The following is a 26,155-nucleotide window of genomic DNA, read 5'->3' on the forward strand; positions in this document are numbered from 1 at the left end:
AATTTTCTTACACTTTTATGTCATTTATCAAAGGAATTTGAGTTGACTTAGGGCAAAGTTTTAACATTGGTTTAAGAGCTTTGTTTTAATAAAAAGAAGTATTTTTAGAGATGTTATGAAAATAAAAAACATCTTTTTAATTGTACTAACTGCTTTATGTTTTTCTTGTAAAAGTCAAACTAAAAAAATTAACGGAGTTAGTTTTGTAGCTTCTAGAGATTCTATTAGTCAAAAACATATCACACCTGTTTTAAAAATACAAAGCAATTATGTTGCTTTGATGCCTTATAGTTTTATAAGAAATATAGCACACCCTAAAGTTGAGTTTAATACAAACAGAGAATGGTTTGGAGAAACCAAAAACGGACTGTTGCAATATGCCAAAGAATTTAAAAAAGAAGGTGTAAAACTTATGGTAAAACCACACATGTGGTTAAGAAGAGGTGGTTTTACAGGTGATTTAAAAGCAACTACAGAAGAAAACTGGACAATTTTAGAAAACTCCTATAAAGATTATATTTTAACCTATGCAAAAGCTGCCAAAGAATTAAAAGCAGAAATTCTATGTATAGGTACAGAGTTAGAACAATTTGTAAAAAACAGACCAGAATTTTGGCAAAAATTAATCAAACAAATTAGAGCTGTTTACAAAGGTAAATTAACCTATGCTGCTAATTGGGATGAATTTAAAAGGATCACTTTTTGGAACGAACTAGATTACATTGGTATAGATGCCTATTTTCCGTTATCAGACAACAAAACACCTACTGTTCAAGATTTTGAAGAAGGCTGGCAAGAACACAAAAAAGAAATTATCACCTTGCAAAAAAAAATCAAAAAACCTATATTGTTTACAGAATTTGGTTATAGAAGTATCCATTTTAATGGTAAAAAACCTTGGGAAGCAAATAGAGTTAGAGGCGCTATCAATCTTAAAGCACAAGTAAATGCTTTGCAAGCAATACACAATCAATTTTGGAAAGAAGACTGGTTTGCAGGTGGTTTTGTATGGAAATGGTTTCATGCTCATGAAAGAGTGGGGGGTGAAAAAGACAACCGATTTACACCACAAAATAAACCTGCAGAAAAATTATTAACAAAACTGTATCAACAGTAAACATGATAAATGTCTTCTTTTAAGATCTTAAAAGTTTTTAAATTTGAAGAGATATTAAAAATAAAAATTATGAAAAAGATTATTGTACCTGTAGACTTTTCAATACACTCAGAAAACGCTTTAAAAACTGCTGCGCTATTAGCAAAAAAAACAAATGCTACCATAATAGCTTTACACATGTTAGATATACAAGAAGTAAACTTGTCAGAAAGCCCAAGTTATCAGCAAGAAAAAGCAGTCTTTTTCTTAAAATTAGCAGAAAAAAAAATTTCAGAGTTTTTACAGAAAGGTTTTTTAGAAGATTTAGAAGTGGTTCCCTTAATAAAGCATTATAAAATTTTTAGCGAAGTAAATCAGGTTGCTAAAGAAGTAAATGCAGATTTAATTGTAATGGGTTCTCATGGTGTTAGTGGCTTAAAAGAATTTTTTATGGGTTCTAATACAGAAAAGGTAATTCGTTTTTCTGAAGTACCCGTTTTTGTTGTTAAAAAAGAATTAAAAGATACTGATTTTAAAGATGTTGTTTACGCTACAGATTTTTCAGAAGAATCTATACCAGCTTTTAAAAACATGTTAAAAACATTAGATGTTTTTAATGCTAAAAAACATATTTTGTATGTAAATTTACCAAACGAAAACTTTAAAACTTCTCCAGAAATGGATGCTATTGCCCACGAGTTTTTAATGAAAGCAGAGGGCAATACAGATAGGTTAATAAACGTAAATTTTGTATGTGAGAGATCTATAGAAAAAGGAATTTTAAATTTTTCTAATGCTGTTGGTGCAGATTTAATTACTACAGCAACGCATGGTAGAACTGGTTTGTCTCATATTTTTTCGGGTAGTATTTCTGAAGATTTATCTAACCATGCAGCATTGCCAATTATGACTTTTAAAATTTAATTTATACATGATAAAACAACTGTTTTTTACCATTGTTTTCGCAATTTTAATTACTGCTTGTTCACAAGATAATGATGTGCAAGTGGCAAGAAGTTTACAAGAATATATAGATGAAAACCCCGATTTTAAATCTGAAGGTGTTATTGCTTATGCCGCTAATGCAGTTGGCAATACGAACCTTAGTTATATTTTTTATTATCCAGAAGAAGGTGCTACAGATGTTAGATATTATGAACTTACAGACCCAGCTTTAGCTAAAAACGATTTTTCTAATTACAGAAGACAAAGCTTAACATCTACAAGTGTTTTTGGTGGTAAATTGGCTCGTTTTTCACGATCTAGTGGTTTAGAAAATTGGTGTTTGGTAACATTTGCAAAAGAAGGGGTTTTGCATATTTCAGATCCCATACATCTTCAAAATACATCAAAATCTACCCGGTATACCAATGATGTTTCTATCAATTATAAAACCACTACAGAGCCTAATTTTACTTGGTTAGATGGTGCTATAAATGAAAATAACGTTTATTTTCAGGTCATTACAGATGAAGAAGATAACTTTATTTCTGGAACATATACAGAAGAAAAATTCTTTCAATTTTACGATACTTCTAATGTAACCTTAAACATCAACACCATCAAGCCTGAAGAATTGGTAGAAGATGAAGTTTACAATTTCACATTAATGGGGGTAAGTGAAGATAATTGGGTAAATTTAATTATCCAAGAACAGTTTATACCTAGAAATTTAGAAGAATTTGTTGTCGCAAATTCAGATAAAACGATTGCAGAAGCCTTTGCATTCGGGGCCACAGCAAATGGCAATGCTACTACCAATTATATTTATTATTACCCTTTAGAAAATTCTTTTGACTTTAGATATTACGAAACAAAAAACACTACAGTAGATCCAACAGATTATAAAAATTACAGTAGAAGAAATTTAGCTGATAAAGCAGATATAGGTGATAAATTTAGAAGGTTTACCAAAGAATCTTCAGACGAAGTTTGGTGTTTGGTAACTTATATTGTTGATGATGTTTTATACATATCTAAACCGATAAAAACCAAAAATAACACGCAACCCACAGAATGGAAAACCACTGTGGAAATTACTTATCCAGAAACCTTAAAACCACTTTTTACTTGGGAAGAAGGTACGTATTTGTTCAACTTGTTTTTAAATGCCCTAACCAAAGATGGTGATACTTTTTTGTCTGGTACATTTACCAAAGAAAAAACCTTTCAATATTACAACGAATCTAATATAGAGGCTACTAAAATTCATACAAGTACACCACCAGATTTAATTTTAGATGATGAATATAAATTTTCTGTTTTTGGTTTAGATAACGATAATTGGGCCAATTTAATTATTCAAAATACCTTTATAGCACAATAATGCTTCTGCTTAAAAGCTGTTTTTTATTCGTTTTAATGAATTTTTAAAGTATCATAGCAAAGTCGAAAGAATCTCTATGGCATCTATAACGCAAGCCAGTTTGGTAATTAAATTAATTTAAAAATAATTTTGTGTTCTTTTAAAAACAACTAGTTTTGTTATAAACAGTATATTTTATGAGGACTTTTGCAATTGGTGACATTCATGGAGGCTTACAAGCCTTACTTCAACTTTTAAACCAACTAGAAATTACAGAAGAAGACACCCTGATTTTTATGGGCGATTATGTGGATGGTTGGAGCGAATCTGCACAAGTTATTGAGTTTTTAATCAACTTATCAGAAAAAATAAACTGCATTTTTATAAAAGGAAACCATGATGTTTGGTGCGAAAATTGGTTAGAAAATAACGAAGATGTCAATCCGTCTTGGTATTTACATGGTGGTAAAGAAACCATAGAAAGTTATCATTCTTTTTCTGAAGAAGCAAAAAAGCAACACCTGCATTTTTTTAAGAATTTAAAAATGTATTATTTAGATGCTGAAAATAGATTGTTTTTACATGCAGGTTTTACCTCTATGCATGGTGTAGATAAAGAAACGTATACGCATAAATTTTGCACCGATAGAACCTTATGGGAAATGGCTTTGGTTGCCGATAAAAACATCGATAAATCCTCTAAATTTTACCCAAAAAGAGTTCAGCATTACAACGAAATTTATATTGGGCACACACCAACTACAAATTATGACGAATTAGAACCTATAAATGTGTTAAATATTTGGAATGTAGATACAGGAGCCGCATTTAAAGGTAAATTAACGGCTATCAATATAGATACAAAAGCTTATTTTCAAAGTGATGATTTACCTTCTTTATATCCAAATGAAAAAGGTAGGAATTAGGAAGTGCACCGACCTACTTATTCTATAAAGAGTAAGCAACTTAAATTTTTTAAGTAACTTCGTTTTTTATTATTGTAGCCTACATATAAAGAGCATTTTTTTATGCATTATTTTTTTGTTAGAATTTTTTATGGAATAGTATTGTATGGTAGTTTGTCTTTTGATGGGATACCACAAAAAAACAATACATTAACTATTATTTAGCAATACAAATGTATTTTATTACAGATTACAGTTTCAAAAATCCAGAGTTTTCTATTGTGCAATCGCACACCAATTATATAGAAATGTTTAAGTATACGTGTGTTTTTTAGTTTTTTTTTGAGCCATAAGCTGCTGTAGGTGGGGTATTTAATAAAGTATGTCAAGAGTCAGCAAGTAATCATTTAAAAAAAAACTATAATTTTTTAAACTATTTTTTAACGCAATACTATAGCACTTACTATAAAAAACTAGAAGAAAAGTAATTTTGAGGTGTTTGGTTAAATTGTTTTTTAAAAATACGATAAAAAGTACTTTCAGATTTAAATCCGTATTCTTTTGCCAAACCTGTTATCGATTTTATCTCGTAATCTTTTTTAGAAATGTGGTTCACCATATTTTCTAAACGTATAGTATTTAAAAAATCTCTAAAGTTTTCATAGCTAGAGTTTTGTATGATTAAGGTGAGTTCACTTTTTTTAATGTTTATCTGTTTTGCCAAACGCTCTAAATTTAACTCAGGGTCTTTATAAAGAGCATTCGTAGAAACAGTAAGAATAATATTATCCATAGTAAGCCCTTCTTTATTTTCTGTTGGGGCTTTATAGTTTATTAATTTTACAAAAAGTTTAGGCTTTATAAGTAAGTAAATAGATAGTGTAAAAAAGAATAATGATGTAAAAATAAAAACAATAGTAAAGTAGATATCTTTTGCACTTTCTATGCTTTCAAAACTACTTTGGTTAACAATAAAAATACCAACATACACTAAAGGAAGTAGCACATAATAAAAAGTTTTAAGTTTTATAAATACAGATATCCATTGGTGTACTTTAGTATTTTTATTTTTTAAAGTATTGCCTTCTTTAAGAAAGAGTACCCAACATAAAACCAAATAGATCCAAGACTGCGCAATACGCAGTAAAAGTATAAAAGACTCATTTAAAAATCCTTTATAATATAAAGCAACAATATTTTGCAGATTGTTGGTTACTGCCTCTAAAATCTCTCTTTTTTCGGCGGCTCCAGTAAAATAAAACGGAATGTAATTAATAGCAATAATTATGGCTGGTAAAAAATGGAGTCTCTCTTTTAACGTCCAGGTACTTTTATTTCGTAGTGTTTTTTTAATATAAAAATAGCCAATAGGGGTAATTAAAAATGTAATAGGCGCAAAAGACTTATAAAGATGAGGCACATAATTCATAACCCCATACTTAATAATAAAATAGAAGCTATTAGAAATGGCAAGTAGTATAAAGTAGGTAGCTAATAATAAAAGCGAGTAAGAATTTTCTTTGTTTTTAGATATAAGAAGGTTAACCCCTGTTAATAACATAAAAAGAATACCTATAAAGTATATAATATCTACAACCATTGTCTCCTATTTTTTTTTTTGAGAGTACTAAAATTATTAAAAACAGTAAAAATTGTTTTTTTTTGATGTACCAAAATTAATGTATAAAATTTTAAAAAAAAATATAATTACAACATTATGAAAAAATCGTACTACTTTTTAATTGTTTTTTTACTAAGCATTAACATCTATGCACAAGGTATTGCCATACAAGGTATTGCCAGAGATAATACTAATTCTGCAATAATGAATAAAGATTTAAACTTTGATTTTAGAATTTTAGATAATCAAGATGCAGTATTATACAGAGAAGAACAACAAATAAAAACCGATAATTTTGGATTATTTACTCACGTAGTAAGCACAGGAACAGCCCAAGATGGTACTGTTTTTAAAGATATTAACTTTAGCTTAGATGGTTTACAATTGGTGGTTTGGATAGAGTACCTTGGAAATAATGTAAAAGTATACGAGCAACCATTTCATTATACACCTTATGCACATTTTGCAAAGAAAGCAGGTAATGGCGTGCCTCCAGGTACTATTGTTGCTTTTTTAGGGGAAGATGATGAAATACCTACAGGCTGGGTAAAATGTATGGGGCAAAACATTTCTTCCGGTGATGAATATGCAGCTCTTAGAGCTGTAATTGGGTCTACCTTACCCGATTTAAGAGGGCGTTATTTAAAAGGAAATGCACGTGGTAATGATATCCCTGAAGATAAAATAGTACATAATACCGCAATTGGTGGGTACCAAAACCAATCCCTCTTAGAGCATGCACATGATGTAGATTTCTTAACTACAAGTAATGGTAATCATGCACACCAATTACGTATAGATACAAGTCATAATGTGGTTGATGATAATAGAACTAGTAATGTACAAGCATTTAGAGCGTCCCATAAAATTGGTGGACAATTATCGTGGTGGGATCAGACAAACTTTACTGATCGAATAAATGGAAATGAGTTAAGTAGTTTTAATCCTATAGTAGCAAATGGTAACCATCAGCACCGTATACAGGATAATACTAAAAATGCTGGAAATGAAGAAATTAGACCTTGGACAGTAGTTATCAACTATATTGTAAAATTGTAAAAATTAAAAACTCATCCTATGCTTAAAAAAATACTATTTTTTGTGGTAGTTCTCTGTGGCTTTAGGCTTCAAGCACAAACAACGCAAAGTGAAAATCAATTTTTTGCTGGTTCTGGTGCTGCACAAGAGTTACAACACCCAGAAAACCTTAACATAAGTTTACAAATTGGGGGTGCATTAAGTTTTTATACCAATACAGAAACCAACAATAAACATTCATTAGCTTTTCCATACCCAATTTTCTATATATCCAATACATTTGTTACAGGGAAAACAATTATTTCTAAAGGCTTCTATTCAGATGTAATAAAATTAAATTGGGAAATTGGGGCCAACCAAGATAATATAGACAATATTCAAATTTTAAGAAAAGAGTTGGGAGGTACTGATCCTTTTGTATTAATTAGTACACTTGCTAAAGATGTATATGAATACAATGATACCCAAACAGAGGCTGGTAAATTATATGAATATAAAGTAAATGCTGTCGGGATAAGTGCTACAGAAGAAGAATTTTTAACTTACGTTCAAGGGGTTGGTTTTAGAAACCCTACGGCTACGGTTTCTGGGAGTGTAAATTACGAAGGGGGTAATCCCGTAAAAGACGTTACTGTATTTGCAGAGGCTGTGGGTGCAGAAAATACAGGAGCTGGTAAAAGCATTGCCTTTAAAAATACCTCAGCTACTACAGGATCTTTAAGAACAAAAATACATGCAGATGCCATTACTTTACAAGCATGGATAAATTTTAAAGCAGCCGATGATTCACCTACAATCTTTAATATAACAACAGATGAAGGGAATAATTTTAAGATAATTTCTAAAATTACACTACAAAAAAATTATGTTGCAGATATTTTATACAACAATACTCAATTAGTAAAATTAAAACTAGAAAATGCAATACCTACAGGAGAAATAGATGCTTTTGGGAATGACATCTATAAAAATATCACAGATTTTAATGAACTTGAGTTTTATCATTTCTCATTAGTTTTAGAAAAAAATAAAACTCCAATAATTTATATTAACGGAAGACCTATAACCTCTGAGGCTATTTTAGCTTTTAATACCTTAGAAAACGAAATAATACCCGATCTTTCTGAAAGTATTTTTAATAATTATAATCCATTAGAAACAGATAAACTTGTAAAACTTGATATTTGTAACAATTGCCAGGATAATAATTTAGACGAAATTCGAGTTTGGGAAAAAGCTCTAGCGGCTTCAGAAATCCGAAGAGATTTTAGACGTTATTTAAGTGGTGGTGAAAAAGATCTTAAAATCTATTTAAGAGCCGATGAAGGGGTAGGTAATGTATTGTACGATTTGTCTAAAGCAGGTTTTATTTTCAATCAAAACCATGCCACAATAATTAATAACGGTGGTAGCTTTAGTTTTAGCAACAAAGTACCAAAAAGAAGTCAATTAGGGGTTTTTGGGGTTACAGACAAAAATGGTAGTTACATTATTGCAGGTATACCATACACAGGTAATGGTGAAAGTTTTGAAATTACCCCATCTTTAGGGGTACATGAGTTTAGCCCAGTTACCCAAACTCTATTTTTAGGGAAAGATGAACCTGTAGTAAACCAAGTAGATTTTACAGATGTTTCTTCATTTGCATTTAGAGGTAAGGTGGTGTACAATGTACAAGGTGTTTTTAACCCTTTAGAACAAACAGATCCTAGTACTTTAAGAGATTCTGAAAATTACAACCAATACTTAAATAATGGAGTACCTATAAACAAAGGACGCTTTTATTACGAAGGAGGCACAAAAAACCCAGAAACTGGTTTTTATGAAGGAGGAGCTTTAAAGGAATACCCAGTAGTAGAAGTAGAAGGAGCCAACATATATATTGATGGCAATCTTGTGTTTGATGAAGACAATCAACCTGTGGTAACAGATGCAGAGGGTAAATTTAAAATAGCTGTACCTATAGGGAATCATAAGGTAGAAGTAAAAAAAGAAGGCCATGTATTTGCATTAAACGGTCGTTTTCCAGAAACAGGCACCTTTGAGTTCTTCGAAGATCAAATAGAAACCCGTTGGTTTATAGATACTACACGAGTTTCTTTAGTAGGTAGAGTGGTTGGGGGTAAAAAAGAATTTGAAAAGCCCATTGGCTTTGGGTTTGATGGCGCGTTTACCCATAAAAACTTTGAAGATACTACAGAAGAAACGACTGAAACCATTTCATCGAACAACAATATTGGGGTAGCACAAATTACTTTTAAAGGAGATTTGAATTCTCCTAGTTTAGATAAAATTATAGCGACTAATTCAGTAACAGGAGAGTATCAAGTAGATTTGATTCCTTACCAATATAGCATACAACAATCTGGGATAAGTATTGCTAGTAATACAGATATTTCATTATTAACGGCTACAGAAACCTTAGATTTACGTGAGGTACCTGCGTTAGAAACTACAACTCATACTACAGAAGACGGTACAGAATTAGAATCAGATCCGTATCATTATGTAAAGAACTTTCGCTACAATTCTCCGGTTAGTTTTAGGTTTTTACGTCAAACGCATGAAAATAACATTACCGTTGGCGAGCAAACTTACGACATAAGTGGGTTAGAGGTGCCTATTTACATCCAAAAGAAAAAATACGATGTATTTTTTGAAGCATCTCAAAACTATGTAAATAAAGATGGAGAAGAAGAGGTGGTGACCCAAGAATTTTTTACTGAGGGTGAATTGAAAATAACCAATAATATGGCTTATGAAGGTTCAGAAACAGTTAGCTTAGAAAAAAACAATACAGAATACAAGTATACATTCATGGCAGGAAAGCCCAATATAACCCTTGCAGAGGGTTTTGAAAAAGCAATTTCATCTGTACAGTATAAGATTGATGGGCAAGATGCGTTAAATTTACCTGAAAACACTTTGTTTAAAAACAAAGGAATCATTAAAGGAGGTGTTGGTGCTGAAGGTACTACCTTTTCTACAGTGGCGCCAGAAGTACCCGACATTATTTTAAGAGATCCTCCAGGATCCAATAGTTTTGCTACCATAGAAAAAGGGACTTCCATTTCTTTTGAAAAAACATATAGCAATACTATCAGTGGCTCAGTAGGTGGAGGTTTGTTCATATCAGTAGGTAACACAATAGATATATCAGCAGGTGGTATTGGTTTTTTAATGTCTACAGAAACTGATATTGTTTCCGAGACTGAAATGAATATGAGTTTAAGTGCAGAAAACACTAAAGAAAACGCTGTTTCAAATACTTATACCTTTAACCAAACCATTTCTACGAGTGATGATCCTGATTATGTAGGGTCAGATGGCGATTTATATATAGGGAATTCTAAAAACGTTTATTATGGTCTTATTAATAACATGATTGTAAGTGATTCTGTTCTAGTAGATAATAATAATAATGAGATAGCTAATATAGAAATAAGTGTACCAACCGAAGATGATAGTATTAAGACATTATATATTTCTACAATTAAAGATGTTCTAATTGCAGAAGAACCGACTGAAACTTTCTTTACCTATTCACAGAAGCATATCATTGAAAAATTAATTCCAGATTTAGAGTCTTTAGCGGCTAATCTGGCTGCTGGTAATCCACCAAGCGAAACAGAGGAATATCAAGCACCTGTTTTTTATACAAAGCAAGCTAATTTATGGCGTAGGGTAATTCAGAATAATGAAAAGATGAAGTACGATGCCTTAACAGATAAAAATGCACTAAAACAATCTGTATTGTCAAAGGTTTCTGGTAAATACGGTAATTTAGAAAATGATCTTAACATACTTATTCAAGAAAATTTCTTTTCTAACAAATCTTTTGATGCTGGTGTTGGTGAGTTTACTAATAGTGTAACTACTTCTTCTATAAGTTCAAGTTCTGTAGATTTTACAATAGATGTAAGTTCAGAGTTTAGGCAGACCTCTGGAATGTTTATTAATAGCAATGGTATTAGCGTAACTAACACTAAATCTGTTGGTTATTCTGAATCAGATTCCACAAATAGTGCAGAAGAACTCACCACTAATATTTCATATACGTTTAAAGACAATGACGATGCCAATTTTTTAAGTGTCGATGTCATTAATGCTTTTGATGGTAATGGTCCTGTTTTTGTTACTAAAGGAGGTGCTACGTCTTGTCCTTACGAGGGAGAAACCACCTCTATTTTCTTTAAGAATCAAGATTTTGATGCAGCTGTTGTTGGCGAAGGAGGCGAGAGTTTATCTGTCGCTACAAATAATGTATACACATCAGAAATTACGGTAGAAAAAGCTTTGCTGTCTAATGTTCCAGAGAGTGATGCTGCTATTTTTACTTTGTATTTAAAAAATAATAGTGAAACCCAAACGGATTTAGAGTTTGGTTTACATGTAGATGCCACCAGTTTAAATGGCTTGTCTTCTAATATTAGGTCATCTGGGGTGAATGTTTTTTTACCCTTTAATGAAACGATAGAGTTTCCTTTTGAACTTAGAAAAACTTCATCTTCTAGTGTGTACAATTACGAAAATATTAGAGTTTTCTTAAAAAGTCCTTGTGACCAAATAGATAGCTATCAAGATTATGTAGATGTATCTGTAGAGTTTAAGAAATCGTGTTCCAAAGTGGCACTTTCAGCGCCACAGAACAACTGGGTTTTTAACATCAACGAAGCTTATTCTGTAGATATAGAGGGTAATCGCACCATAAACAAACTACCAATAAGCTTTACCGATTTTAATACCGATTTTGCAGGTTTTCGTAAAATAGAGTTGCAATATAGAAATGCAAGTGCTTCTACTTGGTCTAAATTTGCTACGTATTACGGTTCTGAAGAATTAAAAGATACAGCAGGCGATCTAGAAGGGTTTGTAATAGGAACATCTGATGCTGAGTTTACCTACAATTGGGATATTGTAGGAGAAAACATTCCTGATGGCGATTATGAATTTAGAGCTATTTCTTATTGTACCGATAACATTACCAATGAGTCTGCCATAGTAAGCGGAACCATTAACCTAAATGCGCCTGTAGTTTTTGGAACACCAAAACCAACCGATGGTATTTTAGATGTAGGCGAAGATATTTCAGTTCGTTTTAACGAAGATATCTTTGAGCGAATCACCACCACTATAGATGTTGTAGGGTTAAAAAACCAACAAGAAATAGACCACAGTGTGTCTGTACAATTGGATGGTTCTAGCCGTAAAATAGAATTGCCCAACCAACGTTTAAGCAATCATTCTTTTGCTTTACAATTTTGGTTTAACAATGCCACTACAGGTGTTGGAACCTTAGTATCTCAAGAAAACGGAATAGAAATTGGAATCGATGGCAATCATCTAGATTTTTCTGTAGGCGGTAAAACCGTTTCTACCAAGACCAGAAACACTCCTTTAAATGCCTCGCAATATAATTTTTATTCTTTTGTATATCAAGATGGTACAGATCCACAGCTTTTAATTATAGAGAATGGTGAAATACTAGAAAATCTAACTTTAGAGAACCCTCTAGACATTAACACCAGTAGTTCATTATTTATTGGAGGCCAAAATGTAAAGGGGAATATACATGATGTACGTATGTGGGCAAAATCGTTTACAAGAGCTCAAGCCACAGTAGCCAAAGACCTTACCTTAACAGGAAGAGAGCTTAATTTACTAGGATATTGGAAACTAGACGAAGGGCATGGAAGTACAGGCTTAGACAAAGCCAAACGAAAAAATGCGATAGTAGCTTTAGATTGGGCTATTTTTCCAAAAGGAACAGGGTATGCTTTTGAGAATAACGAATACCTGAGTTTAAATAGTGTTGGTTTTATACAACCCACAGATCAAGAAGATGTAACACTTTCATTTTGGATAAAGCCAAGTGCCACAAGCTCTGGGACTATTTTTTCTAACGGAAAAGGAGACGATTCAGAGCCTGTATTAACCAACGGCTATAGAAACAAATGGGCTATAAATATGGAAACAGATGGCCATTTGGTATTGGTTACAGAAAATAAGACCTATCCAATAACTAGCAATGTATTAGCATCAGACAAATGGAGTCATATAGCACTTACTCTACGAAGAGGAGCTTCTTTAAACGCTTTTGTAAACGGTAAACAAGAGGTTTCTGTAAATGCCGCTACTATTGGAGGTTTTACAGGAAATAAAATACTAGTAGGAGCTCGTTTGTTCGAGGATCTTTCAGGAAATGTAACGATAGACAATCATTTTACAGGCATACTGGATGAGTTGCGCTTTTGGAATACCGCACGAAGTATAGATCAAATACAAAGAGATCGTTATTTTGAGATAGATAAAGAAAGTACAGGGTTGTTGTTGTATATGGATTTTAATGAAGATACTACCAATAGAGATAAAGGACCAGCGTATCATCATGCAGATATCAACCTAACAACAGGTACTACCTTTTCAGTATTAAGTACTGGGGCTTCTCAGAATTACAAAGAAGATTCACCGCCTATAAAGCCACCGTTAAAACTAACCAATATCCCATTTAACACGGTAATTAACGGCGATGAGATGATTATAGAGCCCAATTTAACCGAAGAAGAATGGCGATTGTTTGAAGGAGAGGTTATTACCTTTACAGTAGCACGATTGTCGGACATGCATTTTAATACCCAACTATCACCCGTTACTTGGTCTGTTTTAGTAAACCAACAAGAATTAGAATGGTTTACAGAAGACAATACCAAAGAAGTTGTCGCTCAAAAAACAGCAGGAGATCCGTATTCATTTACGATGGATTTAATCAACGTAGGGAATAGCAACCAGCCATTTACCATTTCTGGAGTTCCCACATGGATGCAGGCAGAAGTGACCTCTGGGAGCATAAGTCCCAATTCAACAAGGCAAATTACTTTTACCGTCGATGCAGATTTGGCGATGGGTTCTTATGCTTCAGAAATTTTCTTAGAAACAGCATCTACATACAACGATCGTTTATCGTTTAGTTTAAGAGTTTTGGCAGATGCACCAGATTGGTCTGTAAATGCCGCCGCGTATTCTAATAGTATGAATGTTATTGGAAAGATTCAATTAGATGGGGTGTTCTCTAGAGATCAATACACCAAAGTAGGTGCGTTTGTAAATAACCAGCCAAGGGGAGAGGCATATTTGGTTTACGATTCTTTTTACGATACTTATTTTGCCTACCTCACTATTTATAGCAATGCGGCTACTGCAAATTTAGGAGAGCAAGTTACCTTTAAAATATGGGATGCCATCAATGGAAAAACATTGGTAGCAGCCATAGACAATACTGCTGCAATTAATTTATTATCTAATGAGGTTTTAGGAAGTAATTCCAACCCTAAAATATTTTCAGCCACCAATTTATCAGAACAAAATCTTCCTTTAAATGAAGGCTGGTCTTGGGTTTCCTTTTTTGTAGATGATGAACGATTAGGAACTATAAGCGAGGAGTTGTTTAGTACACTAACGCTTGAAGATGGAGATGTGATAAAGTCGCAAAGTAAATTTTTAATACGAGAAGGCGAGTTCTGGGAGGGTAATATAGAAGCCTTAGAGGCCGAAAAAATGTATAAAGTTAAAATGGCAAATAGCAATACGCTACCATTAAAAGGACCAGAAATAGATTCGAATACTTATACAGTAAGCATTTTTGGTAAGGCAGATGAAAACGACACCCCAAAATGGAACTGGTTGCCTTACCCAATACATAGAAATGTTGCGCTAGTAGAAGCGTTGGCTTTTTATAACCCCACAGATGGCGATGTAATTAAAGATCAGTTTAATTTTGCTATCTATAACGAAAGTTCGGGTTGGCGTGGTACCCTTAATTATCTAGAACCGGGTCATGGGTATATGCTAAAATCTAGTACTACACAAACCTTTAATTACCCTAATTCTCAGATATTACAGAAAACAGCAAATAAGAAAACGATTGTAGCAAGTAAAAACGATTATGAAGCAGGTTTTGCACAATACAGTAGTAATATGAATATTGTAGCAGAAGTAATAGCGGATACGGATTTTAATAAAGTTCATGTATACGATACGAATAATGTATTACGTGGTCTTGCAGAGATTACAACCATTAATGATAAAAAGTATAGTTTTATTACTGCGTTCAGTAACACTGTAGAGACCTTAAAGTTTGTATTGGTAAACGATTACGAAGCATTAGATATCAACACCAAATTTACCTTTAAAGACAATGAGGTTTTAGGAGATTTTGATACCCCATTACAATTGTCTGCAAACGCTTTAGATACTGAAACGATGGAGTTAACAAACACCACGTTGTATCCAAACCCATTTACCAATACTATATTTATAGATTTATCTAGCCAAACAGGAGCAACTTCTAAAGTAGAAGTATTTAATGCGATTGGTGTAAAGGTTCTAACAAAAAAAGTATCAGTTGTACAGAAGCTAGAATTAAATACCACAAATTTACCACAAGGTGTTTATCTAATCCGTTTATCTGACACATCTGGGAAATTTGCGATTAAGAAAATGATTAAAGAGTAATTTATGCTAAGATATTTACTAGTATTCTTTATAGGTATTTGTTGTACAAAAGCTTGGGCACAACCCCCAAATTGGGATTTAGATGTAACCAATTATCAATTTAGTATGACCCTTACAGGCTCTTTAAATATCAACGGTGCAACTTTATCATCTACAAATGATAAAGTTGCTGCCTTTGTAAATGGCGAACTTAGAGGTGTTGCTAGCGTGAGTTATGTGAATAATGCACAAAAGTACGTGGTATTTTTATCTATCTACGCAAATGCAAATGAAGAAGAGATTAATTTTAAAATTTATAATAGTGCTACAGATACAGTAGTAGAAGTAGATAAAACCATAATTTTTCAAATTGATGATAATTTAGGAAGCGTTTTTCAGGCTATAAGTATTGCGCAACCAGCTTTACAAAGTAGTGCTAATTTTACTAGTTTTCTCTAAATGGTGTGCAAGAAAAATCTGTAATTATATCTGAAAATAGCATTGCTATTGTAGTTCCAGAAAACACCATAACTACCAATTTGATTGCAAATTTTACGGTAAGTGATCGTGCAAGTGTTTTTATAGATAACGTTTTACAAACTACAGGGGTATCTTCACAAAACTATACATCTCCATTAGTTTTTCAAGTATTATCTGAAGATGAAAGTACGTTAAAAGAATATGTGGTTACTGTAGAAAAAGAAGTGCTTATCTCTAACTTAAATGTAGAATTGTCTTCATCTTCTTTTTTAATTGCTCAAAACCCGATAACCATTACCCTAACAACTACCGAAGAAGTAATAGACATTAATTACGAAGACTTTATTTTAGAAAATGCTGCTATACAGTCCATTACTAAAAATGATGCAACCAATTATACGTTACAATTAGTAGCGTTACAAGATGGTTTTTTAACGATAAAAATGCCTGTAGATGTTATCAAAAGCTTGCAAGATATTCCCAATAATGCTTCTAATATTTTGCAATTTACTTATGACAATTCCAAACCTTATTTGGTTTCTATTTTAAAAAAACAGCCCAATACGACCATAACAAACGCAAATACTGTAGTGTTTACAGCTACATTTAACAAAGCTGTGCAAAATGTAACTCCAGAAAGTTTCCAAACAGTTGCTGGGGGTGTTATTGCAGTAGAAAAGGTTACAGATACAATATATACACTAACTGTTTCTAGTTTAGTAGATTACAATGGGTTGGTTTCTGTAACGTTAAACCCAGATCATTCCATAAAAGATAATTTTGGAAACCTATTAAGAACAGCTATTTTTAAAAACTATTAATATGAAAAAGACATACTTATATGTTCTGTTTATAGTTTATTTTTCTTTTCTTGGCACCAAAGTAAGTGCACAAAATCCAAACTGGTCGATTAATCCGTCCAACTATCAATTTAGTGCCACCTATACTACTTTTTTAACGGTCTCAGGAACCAATTTAAACAAGACCAACGACCAAGTTGCCGCTTTTGTAAATGGTGAGATTAGGGGTGTAGGTAATTTAGTATATGTAGCTTCGTCAGATAAATTTGTAGCCTTTTTAACAGTCTATGCCAATACCTCTGGAGAAACTATTAATTTTAAAATATACGATAGTTCTGCAAATACAGTTTATACTGCCATACAAACAGATATTTTTGTCATAGATGCCACTAAAGGAAGTGTTTTTCAATCTTATGCTATTTCCAATACAACCCTAGACGATAGAAGTATTTTAGCTGATGTAAATTTTCAAGGGATTACTGCAGTTACAAAAATAACATCGAGTTCAAAAAACAACAATTTAGTAGATACTTTTTCTTTTGTATTACCACCAACTACAGATTTAAGTACATTGGTTGCAGATTTAAGTATACCTTTTAATGCAAAGGCTTTTGTATTAGGGCAAAGACAAGTATCAGGTGTAAATACCTTAGATTTTACAGATACTGTTGTTTATCAAATTTTATCAGAAGATGAAAGCAATAGAAAGGACTATTTTATTAATGTTGCACTGGCGCAAAACAATACAACTACAGGAGTAAGTATTTCAAGTAATTCTACTACAAAAGACTACTTAAAAGAAATAGAGGTAGAATTCTCGAACCCTATAATAGGTTTAGAAAGAGACGATTTTGAGTTAAAAAATGCAGTTATTTCTAAATTTATTGAAGTAGATGCTAAGAACTTTATTATAGAAATTAGTGCAATTACAGAGGGTACATTCTCTATTTTTCTAAAACCAGATAGTGTTGTAGATGCAGATAATATTACCAATACTGTTTCTAATACCTTAGAATTTATTAGTGATACAACGCCACCAATGCTTACCCTTGCAGAATTAAAATTTGAGGGTAATGATACGTATTTTGAGTTGACCTTTAATGAAGAAGTGTATAATGTAGATTTGTCAGATTTTCAATTAACAGGAATGCTCAAAAACAAGTACTTAATAACTACAGGCCAATTAGGATATTTTTCTACACCAATATCTCAAAGAACTGCTACAACTTATAGAATAAATGTAATAAGGGTTGCTAATGATGAAAGTGAGGGAAGTTTATTCTTAAAAGTAAAATCAGATTCAGATATCGAAGATTTAATGGGGAATTCAATTTTACCACAAGAAACGTTTGCTTTTTTCTTAGATAAGCAAACATTATCTACAAAAACATATGCTTTAGACTCACTATTTTCTATATACCCAAATCCTGTAAAAGATCTTATTTTTATAACATACCCCAATGAGGTATATGTAAAGTCTATTGTTCTTTACAATGTAAGTGGTAAAAAAATATTTAAAACAAAAACAGCGCTTAAAAAGTTTTCAGTTGCTAATTTAAGTAATGGGCTTTATTTTGTAAAAATGATGACAGATAAAGGTGTGGTTTTAAAGAAGTTTATAAAGAATAATTAGGTGGTATAAATTATTCTTATGAGCATCTAAAAAATAGACAAAAGGTCCATAATATAATCTTAATGCTTTACTATAGGGTGTTTTGAAGCACATACTTTTCAATTAAATATTATTAAGATTCTTTCAATTGTGTAGATTAAGTAAAACTATTTGTATAACCAACAATGCTTTGCAACTTTCATAAACTTAAAATTAAACAATCAATTTTTAACAGGTGGGTATACGAGGTTAACTCACAAAGCCAATACAGCAATGTAGGTAGTTCATTAGAAGTCTTGTTAAAGTATCAATTTTAAATTAAGAAAAAAGAGAGAGTTAAAGCTAGTGACGTCCTGAAATAGCGTTACAGAATTAATAATTTAAAGGTTGTGATTTTATATCACTGCCTTTTTTGCTTTTATAGGTACTAAACCAAAAAGTGTGTAAGTAAAGTTATTCTGAAATTTTTATAGTGTAGGCTTAACAATCTATTTTATACAAAAAGGACCGCTTATCTTCGGGGTCTCTCACTCTATTAATTAATTCAGGTTTGTAATTATTAATTTCTTTAATTAAAGAAGATCTTTTGGCTTTTTGTTTTTCATACTTTAAATGCTGTATGTCAAATATCTCATCTAAATCATTTTTTGTCAAATAATGATCATTTATTTTTTTGTTGTGTATTAATTTCTTAATAATGCTATTGTACTCTTTAAATTCCTCTTTTTTCTTAAAACGATAAATTGTATAAAAATAAATTAGCATAAAAATTATAACTGTAATAATTAAAGGCAAATAAATGTTTGTCGATTTTTTAAACTCTGGTCCTATAACAGGGCTGTTAAAATTAAAATTTTTTGGAGTAATGTAAATTCTTGGTGTCCATGAAGATAAATCTTGTTCAAATTTAACAGCATTTCTAAACATATTTGTCATATCCGTAACTTTACTTACATCCCACATGCTTATATCTTGATTAAATTTAATGGCTTCAGCAAACATACCACCCATTAATTTTACATTAGAAACATCCCAATTAGATAAAGGTTTATTAAAATCCAAAGCATTATCAAACATCCCACTCAAATTAGAAGCACTAGAAACATCCCAAGTATTAATGTCTTTATTAAAAAAACTTTCAAAAAACATACCATTAAATAGTATGCCTTTACTAACATTCCATTTAGATAAGTCTGAATTAAAATTTTTTGTACCATGAAACATGTCGTTAAAAAATTCTACATTTTCAGTATTCCAATTACTAATATCTCCATTAAATTCTTCGCAAAATCCAAACATCCAACTCATACTGGTAACATTAGAAACATCCCAATGACTTATATTGTCGTTAAATTTTTTATTTTTATAAAAAAGATAGCTCATGTCGGTTACATAAGTAGTAACAACATTTTCTAAAGACTCGTTGTTTTTTACTAATTCTTTTAATAGATCGTTGTCAACTATTAAGTAGGAAGTATTGTTAAAAGTATAAGTTTCTCCAACTTTAGCAGCTTCATTACATTTTATAGTAATTCCGTTCTTATCTAAAAAAACTTTTGGTGAAATTTGTGCAAAAAGAGTTAAAATTAAAAGTAGTTGTTTAAAAATCATTGTTTTTTTTACTAAAATATTAATTTAGATGATTTAGAGGCGAACATTTAGTGTTTTATTTTGGTTTTTTTAGTTGTAAACCAATTTAACCTAAATAAAAAAAGATTTTAATATAGTTTAATTGCCTTTTTGAATTAAGAAGATTTTAGATACCAAGTTTATTATGCTATTTAATAAGTTAGGCATATTAGCCTTATACTTTTATTTTTAGAATTATTGTAAAGGGACTTGATAATAAGTGTTTTAAAACATAAAATATACCTTTTAAATGTTGGCAGTAGAAAATAATTTTATTAGAATAACATACAAGCACAATTAAAAAAAACATAAATACATGCTAAAAAAAATATAGGATAATACGATGTCGCATATTTTTTTAATAGCATCTCTATGTAGCTCTTAGTTTTACATATCATTTCTATGTAATAAAAATATAATTTAAAACTAGTTTGGTTATCATTGGTTTAAATACTTAAAATACTTTTTTAAAAACTTATAAATCTTTTAAAAATTTAAATTTACAAATATGTTATGAATGATGTCCTAAATTAGTTATTAATTAAATTATAATCAAAAAAGAAAGTTCTGTTAAATATATTACGAATTTAAAAAGATAGTGAAAAAGAGACGTAGATGTTTAAACTCTACAAATTAAGAAGCCCTTTACTTTAATGTAAAGGGTTTTTTGTTTAAGTTAATTAAGAGTCTTTAAGAGGTGTGTTTTTTTCCTAAAGGATACAATTCTTGTTGTATAAAACCTTTTGGAAAATCTTCATCACCAAAAAAACCTAGCTCTATATCTCTACCAGAATGTGGTATGTAATTGGTTTTAAAGAGGTAATCCCAAATACTTAAGGTTAATCCGAAATTTACGCCATACTTGTGTTCTTCAGGCAATTCTTTTGCATGATGCCAAATGTGCATTTTTGGGTTGTTAAAAATGTATTTAAACCAACCATAATCCCAATTAATATTGGCATGATTTAAGTGGCCAATTGCAATATTAAAAAAATGTACAAAAGCCACATCTTGAGCAGAAAAACCACCAATAATTGCCAATGGAATGTATCGTAGAGAATTGTAAACTACAGGTTCCATCCAATGATAGCGCAAATGTGCTGCAAACCCCATTTGTTTTACAGAGTGATGCACTTTGTGGAAATTCCATAGAAATTCTGATCTGTGTAGCAATCGATGTGTCCACCATTGTACAAAATCTACCACAATAAAAAAGATAAAAATTCTTACAACAAAAGGGAGTTTGTTAATTTCTAACAATTGAAAACTAGAGACAGATAAACCTACAACGCTTAAAATGTCATTAAAAATTGCTGCAGTGGTGTTAGATAATGCCATCAACACAAATAGGTTTAATAAAAAGAAATTAAAAAACATGTAAAATGTGTCTAACCAAAAATCTTTTCTGAACAATGACTGATTTTTTCGCCAAGGAAAAATAGCTTCTAATCCCCAAACTAGCAATGAAATCAAAATTAATCCATAGAAATAATTTTCCCAATTCAGCTCCATCAAAACAGATTGTTTTATGTAGTTCCAATAATTAGCATATGAGCTTTTTATGATGTCTATGTATTTGTTCATGGCGTTACAAAAATAATAAGATTAAGGTTAAAAACCTACTTACTTTTTTATATTCAAACTCGAATAATAAATCCCTTCTTTATTCATAAAAGAACTATCTTTTCTATTTAACTCTAAAGGTTTTCCATAAAAGTCTGTAGCTTCTAACCCCAGTTCTTTAAAAATACATACAGTGGCAGCATAATCCCAAATAGAGCCCCCACCTTTTTCTTTTTTGGGAAGTTTTAAAAAGAGAGCTGGTGCATGTTCTGCTACTAAAATGGCATTTAACACAGCGCCTGCCCCTGAAATTTCTTGAAAATATGTAAGTTTTAATGAAGCCATTTTATCATCTAAAACAGCTAGAATTTTACTTTTGTTGGGTGTATCTGCTAATTTTTTGTCAGTTACATAGGTCAAGTACTTGTTGTTAGCGGTTACTTTCCAAGGTTGTCCGTTTTTAAAAGCGCCTTTGCCTTTTGTAGCCGAATACAAATTTCCTGTATTTGGATTATAAACCACACCTATTTGTGGGGTTCCATTTTTATCAACCAAAGCAATTGCCACAGAAAAGCCTGGTGTTTTATTGATAAACGCCAAGGTGCCATCCATAGGATCTATACACCAGAAATAACCTTTCTCAAACCGGCTTCCATCATCTTGAGTTTCTTCAGAAAGTAATGCAATATCAAAATTCTTACAAGTGGGTTTTAGGTGTTTTAGAATCATTTTTTCGCAAGCAATATCTACTTTGGTAACCACTTGAGATGCATAGGTATTGCCACCTTCTTTATGCGCTACAATTACATCCTCACGCATTGCTTTCTTAATGATTTTTCCAGCAGCTAAAGCTGCTTTTATAGCAATGTTAGTAAGGTGTTGTATATCCATTTTATAAATTTTTAATCACTTGTTGGGTTATGCGTTCGCTGTAAGAATTAATTTTCCAATGTCCAGGACTCCATCCTTTTAAAAAACGATGAAAATCTGCCCAAGCTACATGATATAATGCTCGCCATTCTTTTTCTAGAGCTTCGTTTTTATCACCTAATGCATTGTGCAAATATGTAAAATAGGTATCTAAAATTTTGTTTTCTAAGCGTTCACATTCTTTTTCTGGTAAACAACTTCCAATAAAATACGCAACATCTTTTATGCCACAACCACCGCCTACATACTGAAAATCTACTCCAGCTACTTTTCCATACTCAGAAAAGCAAAAGTTGGCTAATTTTGCATCTCCATGCAAAAAGGTTTTGTATGTGCAATTATTCAACTTTTTATCAATTTTTGAAGCCGCATTTTTTAAAGAATTATCTTCTAAAGCTTGCAATTCTTGTGGTCTTGTTTTTAAATGCCAATAGGTGCCAATGTCCCAAATATTTTTTGGAACTTCACCCAGATAACTTGCATGGAATTTTGCCAACCATTCTAGACATGCCTCAACTTCTTGCCAATTGACATTTTGTTTTCGCATCGAAAAACTAGCTGCGTTTAAATCTTCCAAAATAATGAGCACTTCATCATCTTTTTGGGTAACTCCATAACATTTTGGCAAACGCGCTAAGCTTTTACTGCTATAATTTTGATACCAAAAAGTCTCTACTTGATACGATTTTAGTTTTCTTAAATGTCCAATTTCGCTACTCCACCCTTTGGGATATGTATTTTGTTTAGGTAATTGTACGTTTTTAATCACCACACTTTTTATATCACCACCATGTAAAGTAATGCGTTTAATGTTGCCATAACCACTCCAAAGCGATTGAATAATCTCTTTTTCTTGTAAGGAAGTTGCTCCTGTTTTTTGTAGAATTATGGATTTGAAATGGTTGTTCATATAATATGTAATCTAGACCCTTCAGGTTTTTAAAACCTGAAGGGTCTTTTTCTAATTTATGCTAAAAATACTATTTTAAGTAGATTTATTAGGTTTGAAAATTGTAAGAATTTTATAAAAAGCTTTCAAAAAAAACCTATTGCTTTTTTTACATAGAATTGGCGCCTTTTTTTTGTTGAATAACGGATTTAAAATGGTTGTTGATATAATATGTAATTTAGACCTTTCAGGTTTTGAAAACCTAAGAGTCTTGCATAGCTTTATAGTATTTCGATAACTCCCTTAAACAAGGTAATCATTTTAGGTTCTGCTTCACCAGCAATGGCAATAATTTCTGCAATATCTACAGGTTGTAAATTTTTTGGATCGCACTCATCTGTTAATACAGAAATTGCGGCACAAGGCAAATTGAGTTGTTTGGCAACAATAACTTCGGGTACAGTGCTCATGCCTACAGCATCGGTTTCTAAAATTTGCAGCATTCTGTATTCTGCTCTAGTTTCTAGTTGTGGTCCTAATACACTTGCATAAACTCCTAAATGTAACTGAATGTTGTTTTGTTTTGCTACCTCTATCATTTTTGAATTGATCTTCTCAGAATAAGGCGCTAACATATCTGCAAAAATATTTCCAAAATCTTTGGCCTCTTTAAATGCTAAAGGTGATGCTCCTTGTAAATTAATATGATCTTCAATCAGCATTAAATCGCCTTTTTTATAATCTAAATTGATGGCACCAGCAGCGTTAGAGATTAGTAAATTTTGGATTCCTAAACCATGCATTGTTCTAATTCCGTAGGTTACCTTCCAAGCATTATAGCCTTCGTATAAATGAAAACGACCCGACATTACCACTACTTTTTTGCCAGATAATTCTCCGTAAATTAATTTACCTGAATGAAATTCAACAGTTGCTTCTGGAAAATGAGGGATATCTGCATATAAAATTTCTTTTTCAATAGCTATTTCATCCACTAACTTCCCTAAACCTGTACCTAAAACAATGCCTATTTCTGGGTTGGTAATTCCGTTTGTTTTTAAAAATTGAGTGGTTTCTTGCAGTTGTTGTTTTTTATTTATCATTACTTTAAAAAGGTTTGAAATGCAGGGTGATGTTCTATATCTTCAAATACATCTACATCATTTAATTCTTTTAACAAAAATACTTTTTTATCATTTAAATCTGCTAACGTATCTTTTCTAACAGTTTCTGTGCCCCATTTTTTGTTTTTAAAAATATTTTCTTGAAGCGAATTCATGCCTAATAAATAATAGCCTCCATCTTTTGCAGGTCCAATTACAACATCGTTTTTATCTAACTTTTCAAAAGCATTTTCTATAATTTCTGATGTTAAATCATACAAATCACTTCCAATAATCAGTACTTTTTGGTAACCTGCATTAAATCCGTTTTGAAAGGCATTTTGCATTCGTATTCCTAAATCCTCACCAAATTGTTGGTATTTTTGAAAGGTATTGGCATTCCAAATATCGTTTTCTCTAATTTTTACTGAATAGTACACAGCTTTGTCTGCACTTTTTACTTCAACAACAATGTTTTTAGTTTTTTCTAATAAAAATTTATAGATATCTAGAGCCGTTTTATCACCTACGGTTTTTGCCAAACGTGTTTTTGCTTTGCCCAATTCTGGGTTTCTGGTAAAAATCAGTAAAAGATTTCTCGACTGCGCTCGAAATGACATAAAGTTTGTAATTTTCAATTAGCAACATCCACCACCATCATAATGATAGGTACTTTCTGAAATAAAAATATCATCTCTACCTAAAGCAGCTAAAGCTCCTGCAGTTTTATCGCAAATGGCTAAGGGTTGATTTTTTAATAAAACATGACCTGCATTATCATCAAAATAATCTTCATTACCAAAATAAATGGCTGCTTTACCTGTAAAAATACAGGGGCCATCAGCAGGCATTGGATCTTTTATAGCAGCCACTTCTATTGATTCTATATAAATCAATTTGTTAGTTGGATAATTCTTTGGATCTAAAATACGGTATGGTTTTCTTGCTCTAATTTCAATAGTGCCAAAACCAGCATCGGTTAACGCTTTTACATAATCTGCAATGGATAAACTACCACTTAAACATAAAGCACGCAAGCGTTCGTCATTTCTTAATTCATCATTCATTTCCTGTTCGCAAGTAGGATCGCTCATTACCAATTTACCATGAGGCTTTAGCACTCTGTACATTTCTGCAATGGCTTTTTGTAAATCATCAGATTTAAAAATATTGAACAAACAGTTTTGAGCAGCAACATCAATAGAATTGTCTTCTACTGGTAAATTCATGGCATCTCCTTTGCGTAAATCTACAAAGTTGCTTTTAAACCAATTGTTTTGTTCTTCTGCGATTTTAAAGTTTTTACGAGACGCTTCTAGCATTTCATCCACCACATCTAAACCAATAACACCCCCTTTATTTCTGTTGAAGTAGGCAAATTGCAATAGCTCCATTCCACCACCAACACCCACATATAACATTTTTGGATTGTTGGTTAAATCTCTTGCATGCACAGTAGAACCACAACCGTAATTCATTTCTTGCATAATTCTAGGAATTTTTAACCCTGGTAATTCCCAAATAGGATTGGTGGTACAGCATAAACCAACATCTGGTGTTAAGGCTGCTTCTTTATAAACGTCTTTGGTGGTTTCTAAATAACTCATTTTATATTTTTATTTTTTACAATTGATTATAGTCAATTGCAATTTATTTTTTCAAACTTGCTGAATTTCTTCTTTTTTCTGGAAATA

The 26,155-nt window shown here is 31.6% G+C and carries 17 protein-coding genes; 9 read left to right on the forward strand and 8 right to left on the reverse strand.

Annotated elements, in window-relative coordinates; all coding sequences use genetic code 11:
- Nucleotides 1-115 precede the first annotated feature (115 nt).
- The 4 genes from AC2D6T_RS02410 to AC2D6T_RS02425 all read left to right on the forward strand — a co-directional run bounded on the left by AC2D6T_RS02410 (nt 116) and on the right by AC2D6T_RS02425 (nt 4,327).
- Nucleotides 116-1,117: a glycoside hydrolase family 113 gene (locus tag AC2D6T_RS02410; RefSeq protein WP_484680332.1), complete on the forward strand. Its 1,002-nt coding sequence runs from the start codon at nt 116-118 to the stop codon at nt 1,115-1,117.
- A gap of 69 nt (nt 1,118-1,186) precedes the next feature.
- Nucleotides 1,187-2,020, forward strand: coding sequence for a universal stress protein (locus AC2D6T_RS02415; RefSeq protein WP_484680333.1), 834 nt, complete (start codon nt 1,187-1,189; stop codon nt 2,018-2,020).
- 7 nt (nt 2,021-2,027) lie between these two features.
- Nucleotides 2,028-3,422 (forward strand): hypothetical protein, encoded by a 1,395-nt coding sequence (locus AC2D6T_RS02420; RefSeq protein WP_484680334.1) that lies wholly within the window; start codon nt 2,028-2,030, stop codon nt 3,420-3,422.
- A 176-nt stretch (nt 3,423-3,598) separates the two neighbouring features.
- On the forward strand, nt 3,599-4,327 hold the full coding sequence (locus tag AC2D6T_RS02425; protein ID WP_347186441.1) for a metallophosphoesterase: 729 nt from the start codon (nt 3,599-3,601) through the stop codon (nt 4,325-4,327).
- Between the two features lie 442 nt (nt 4,328-4,769).
- Here AC2D6T_RS02425 and AC2D6T_RS02430 read toward each other — a convergent pair whose 3' ends face one another.
- Nucleotides 4,770-5,906: a helix-turn-helix domain-containing protein gene (locus AC2D6T_RS02430; protein ID WP_484680335.1), complete on the reverse strand. Its 1,137-nt coding sequence runs from the start codon at nt 5,904-5,906 to the stop codon at nt 4,770-4,772.
- A gap of 117 nt (nt 5,907-6,023) precedes the next feature.
- Here AC2D6T_RS02430 and AC2D6T_RS02435 point away from each other — a divergent pair, with 117 nt between their 5' ends.
- From AC2D6T_RS02435 to AC2D6T_RS02455, 5 genes are read left to right on the forward strand one after another with little or no spacing between them, the layout of a single operon-like run.
- A complete protein-coding gene (locus AC2D6T_RS02435; RefSeq protein WP_484680336.1) occupies nt 6,024-6,986 on the forward strand; it encodes a phage tail protein in 963 nt (320 codons plus the stop codon).
- An 18-nt stretch (nt 6,987-7,004) separates the two neighbouring features.
- Nucleotides 7,005-15,476, forward strand: coding sequence for a LamG domain-containing protein (locus AC2D6T_RS02440; RefSeq protein WP_484680337.1), 8,472 nt, complete (start codon nt 7,005-7,007; stop codon nt 15,474-15,476).
- A gap of 3 nt (nt 15,477-15,479) precedes the next feature.
- On the forward strand, nt 15,480-15,914 hold the full coding sequence (locus tag AC2D6T_RS02445; protein WP_484680338.1) for a hypothetical protein: 435 nt from the start codon (nt 15,480-15,482) through the stop codon (nt 15,912-15,914).
- 5 nt (nt 15,915-15,919) lie between these two features.
- On the forward strand, nt 15,920-16,756 hold the full coding sequence (locus AC2D6T_RS02450) for a hypothetical protein (RefSeq protein ID WP_484680339.1): 837 nt from the start codon (nt 15,920-15,922) through the stop codon (nt 16,754-16,756).
- A gap of 1 nt (nt 16,757) precedes the next feature.
- Nucleotides 16,758-18,368 carry a T9SS type A sorting domain-containing protein gene (locus AC2D6T_RS02455; RefSeq protein WP_484680340.1) on the forward strand — a complete coding sequence of 537 codons (1,611 nt, stop codon included), beginning with the start codon at nt 16,758-16,760 and terminating at the stop codon, nt 18,366-18,368.
- A 459-nt stretch (nt 18,369-18,827) separates the two neighbouring features.
- On the opposite strand, the gene AC2D6T_RS02460 is transcribed toward AC2D6T_RS02455, so the two are convergent.
- The 7 genes from AC2D6T_RS02460 to arsM all read right to left on the reverse strand — a co-directional run bounded on the left by AC2D6T_RS02460 (nt 18,828) and on the right by arsM (nt 26,068).
- Entirely contained in the window at nt 18,828-19,958 is a 1,131-nt protein-coding gene (locus AC2D6T_RS02460) for a BspA family leucine-rich repeat surface protein (protein ID WP_484680341.1), read from the reverse strand.
- A 708-nt stretch (nt 19,959-20,666) separates the two neighbouring features.
- Complete coding sequence (locus AC2D6T_RS02465; RefSeq protein ID WP_484680342.1) at nt 20,667-21,560, reverse strand: sterol desaturase family protein; 894 nt, start codon at nt 21,558-21,560, stop codon at nt 20,667-20,669.
- Between the two features lie 39 nt (nt 21,561-21,599).
- A complete protein-coding gene (locus AC2D6T_RS02470; protein WP_484680343.1) occupies nt 21,600-22,430 on the reverse strand; it encodes a 3'(2'),5'-bisphosphate nucleotidase CysQ family protein in 831 nt (276 codons plus the stop codon).
- 1 nt (nt 22,431) lies between these two features.
- The gene (locus AC2D6T_RS02475; RefSeq protein ID WP_484680344.1) at nt 22,432-23,379 is read right to left on the reverse strand and encodes an oxidoreductase family protein; all 948 of its coding nucleotides are present in this window, start codon (nt 23,377-23,379) and stop codon (nt 22,432-22,434) included.
- Nucleotides 23,380-23,639: 260 nt separating this feature from the next.
- The gene (locus tag AC2D6T_RS02480) at nt 23,640-24,461 is read right to left on the reverse strand and encodes a purine-nucleoside phosphorylase (protein ID WP_484680345.1); all 822 of its coding nucleotides are present in this window, start codon (nt 24,459-24,461) and stop codon (nt 23,640-23,642) included.
- Nucleotides 24,461-25,081 carry a TIGR04282 family arsenosugar biosynthesis glycosyltransferase gene (locus tag AC2D6T_RS02485; protein ID WP_484680346.1) on the reverse strand — a complete coding sequence of 207 codons (621 nt, stop codon included), beginning with the start codon at nt 25,079-25,081 and terminating at the stop codon, nt 24,461-24,463. Before AC2D6T_RS02485 ends, AC2D6T_RS02480 begins: the two co-directional genes overlap by 1 nt.
- A gap of 18 nt (nt 25,082-25,099) precedes the next feature.
- Nucleotides 25,100-26,068: an arsenosugar biosynthesis arsenite methyltransferase ArsM gene (gene arsM / locus AC2D6T_RS02490; RefSeq protein WP_298947999.1), complete on the reverse strand. Its 969-nt coding sequence runs from the start codon at nt 26,066-26,068 to the stop codon at nt 25,100-25,102.
- Between the last annotated feature and the right edge of the window lie 87 nt (nt 26,069-26,155).

The organism is Polaribacter sp. YIW18 (assembly GCF_057219325.1).

Excerpts from the sequence above, each read along its gene's own strand:
- AC2D6T_RS02410 (WP_484680332.1), top strand. The coding sequence starts at position 116 with ATGAAAATAAAAAACATCTTTTTAATTGTACTAACTGCTTTATGTTTT.
- AC2D6T_RS02415 (WP_484680333.1), top strand. The coding sequence starts at position 1,187 with ATGAAAAAGATTATTGTACCTGTAGACTTTTCAATACACTCAGAAAAC.
- AC2D6T_RS02420 (WP_484680334.1), top strand. The coding sequence starts at position 2,028 with ATGATAAAACAACTGTTTTTTACCATTGTTTTCGCAATTTTAATTACT.
- AC2D6T_RS02425 (WP_347186441.1), top strand. The coding sequence starts at position 3,599 with ATGAGGACTTTTGCAATTGGTGACATTCATGGAGGCTTACAAGCCTTA.
- AC2D6T_RS02430 (WP_484680335.1), bottom strand. The coding sequence starts at position 5,906 with ATGGTTGTAGATATTATATACTTTATAGGTATTCTTTTTATGTTATTA.
- AC2D6T_RS02435 (WP_484680336.1), top strand. The coding sequence starts at position 6,024 with ATGAAAAAATCGTACTACTTTTTAATTGTTTTTTTACTAAGCATTAAC.
- AC2D6T_RS02440 (WP_484680337.1), top strand. The coding sequence starts at position 7,005 with ATGCTTAAAAAAATACTATTTTTTGTGGTAGTTCTCTGTGGCTTTAGG.
- AC2D6T_RS02445 (WP_484680338.1), top strand. The coding sequence starts at position 15,480 with ATGCTAAGATATTTACTAGTATTCTTTATAGGTATTTGTTGTACAAAA.
- AC2D6T_RS02455 (WP_484680340.1), top strand. The coding sequence starts at position 16,758 with ATGAAAAAGACATACTTATATGTTCTGTTTATAGTTTATTTTTCTTTT.
- AC2D6T_RS02460 (WP_484680341.1), bottom strand. The coding sequence starts at position 19,958 with ATGATTTTTAAACAACTACTTTTAATTTTAACTCTTTTTGCACAAATT.
- AC2D6T_RS02465 (WP_484680342.1), bottom strand. The coding sequence starts at position 21,560 with ATGAACAAATACATAGACATCATAAAAAGCTCATATGCTAATTATTGG.
- AC2D6T_RS02470 (WP_484680343.1), bottom strand. The coding sequence starts at position 22,430 with ATGGATATACAACACCTTACTAACATTGCTATAAAAGCAGCTTTAGCT.
- AC2D6T_RS02475 (WP_484680344.1), bottom strand. The coding sequence starts at position 23,379 with ATGAACAACCATTTCAAATCCATAATTCTACAAAAAACAGGAGCAACT.
- AC2D6T_RS02480 (WP_484680345.1), bottom strand. The coding sequence starts at position 24,461 with ATGATAAATAAAAAACAACAACTGCAAGAAACCACTCAATTTTTAAAA.
- AC2D6T_RS02485 (WP_484680346.1), bottom strand. The coding sequence starts at position 25,081 with ATGTCATTTCGAGCGCAGTCGAGAAATCTTTTACTGATTTTTACCAGA.
- arsM (WP_298947999.1), bottom strand. The coding sequence starts at position 26,068 with ATGAGTTATTTAGAAACCACCAAAGACGTTTATAAAGAAGCAGCCTTA.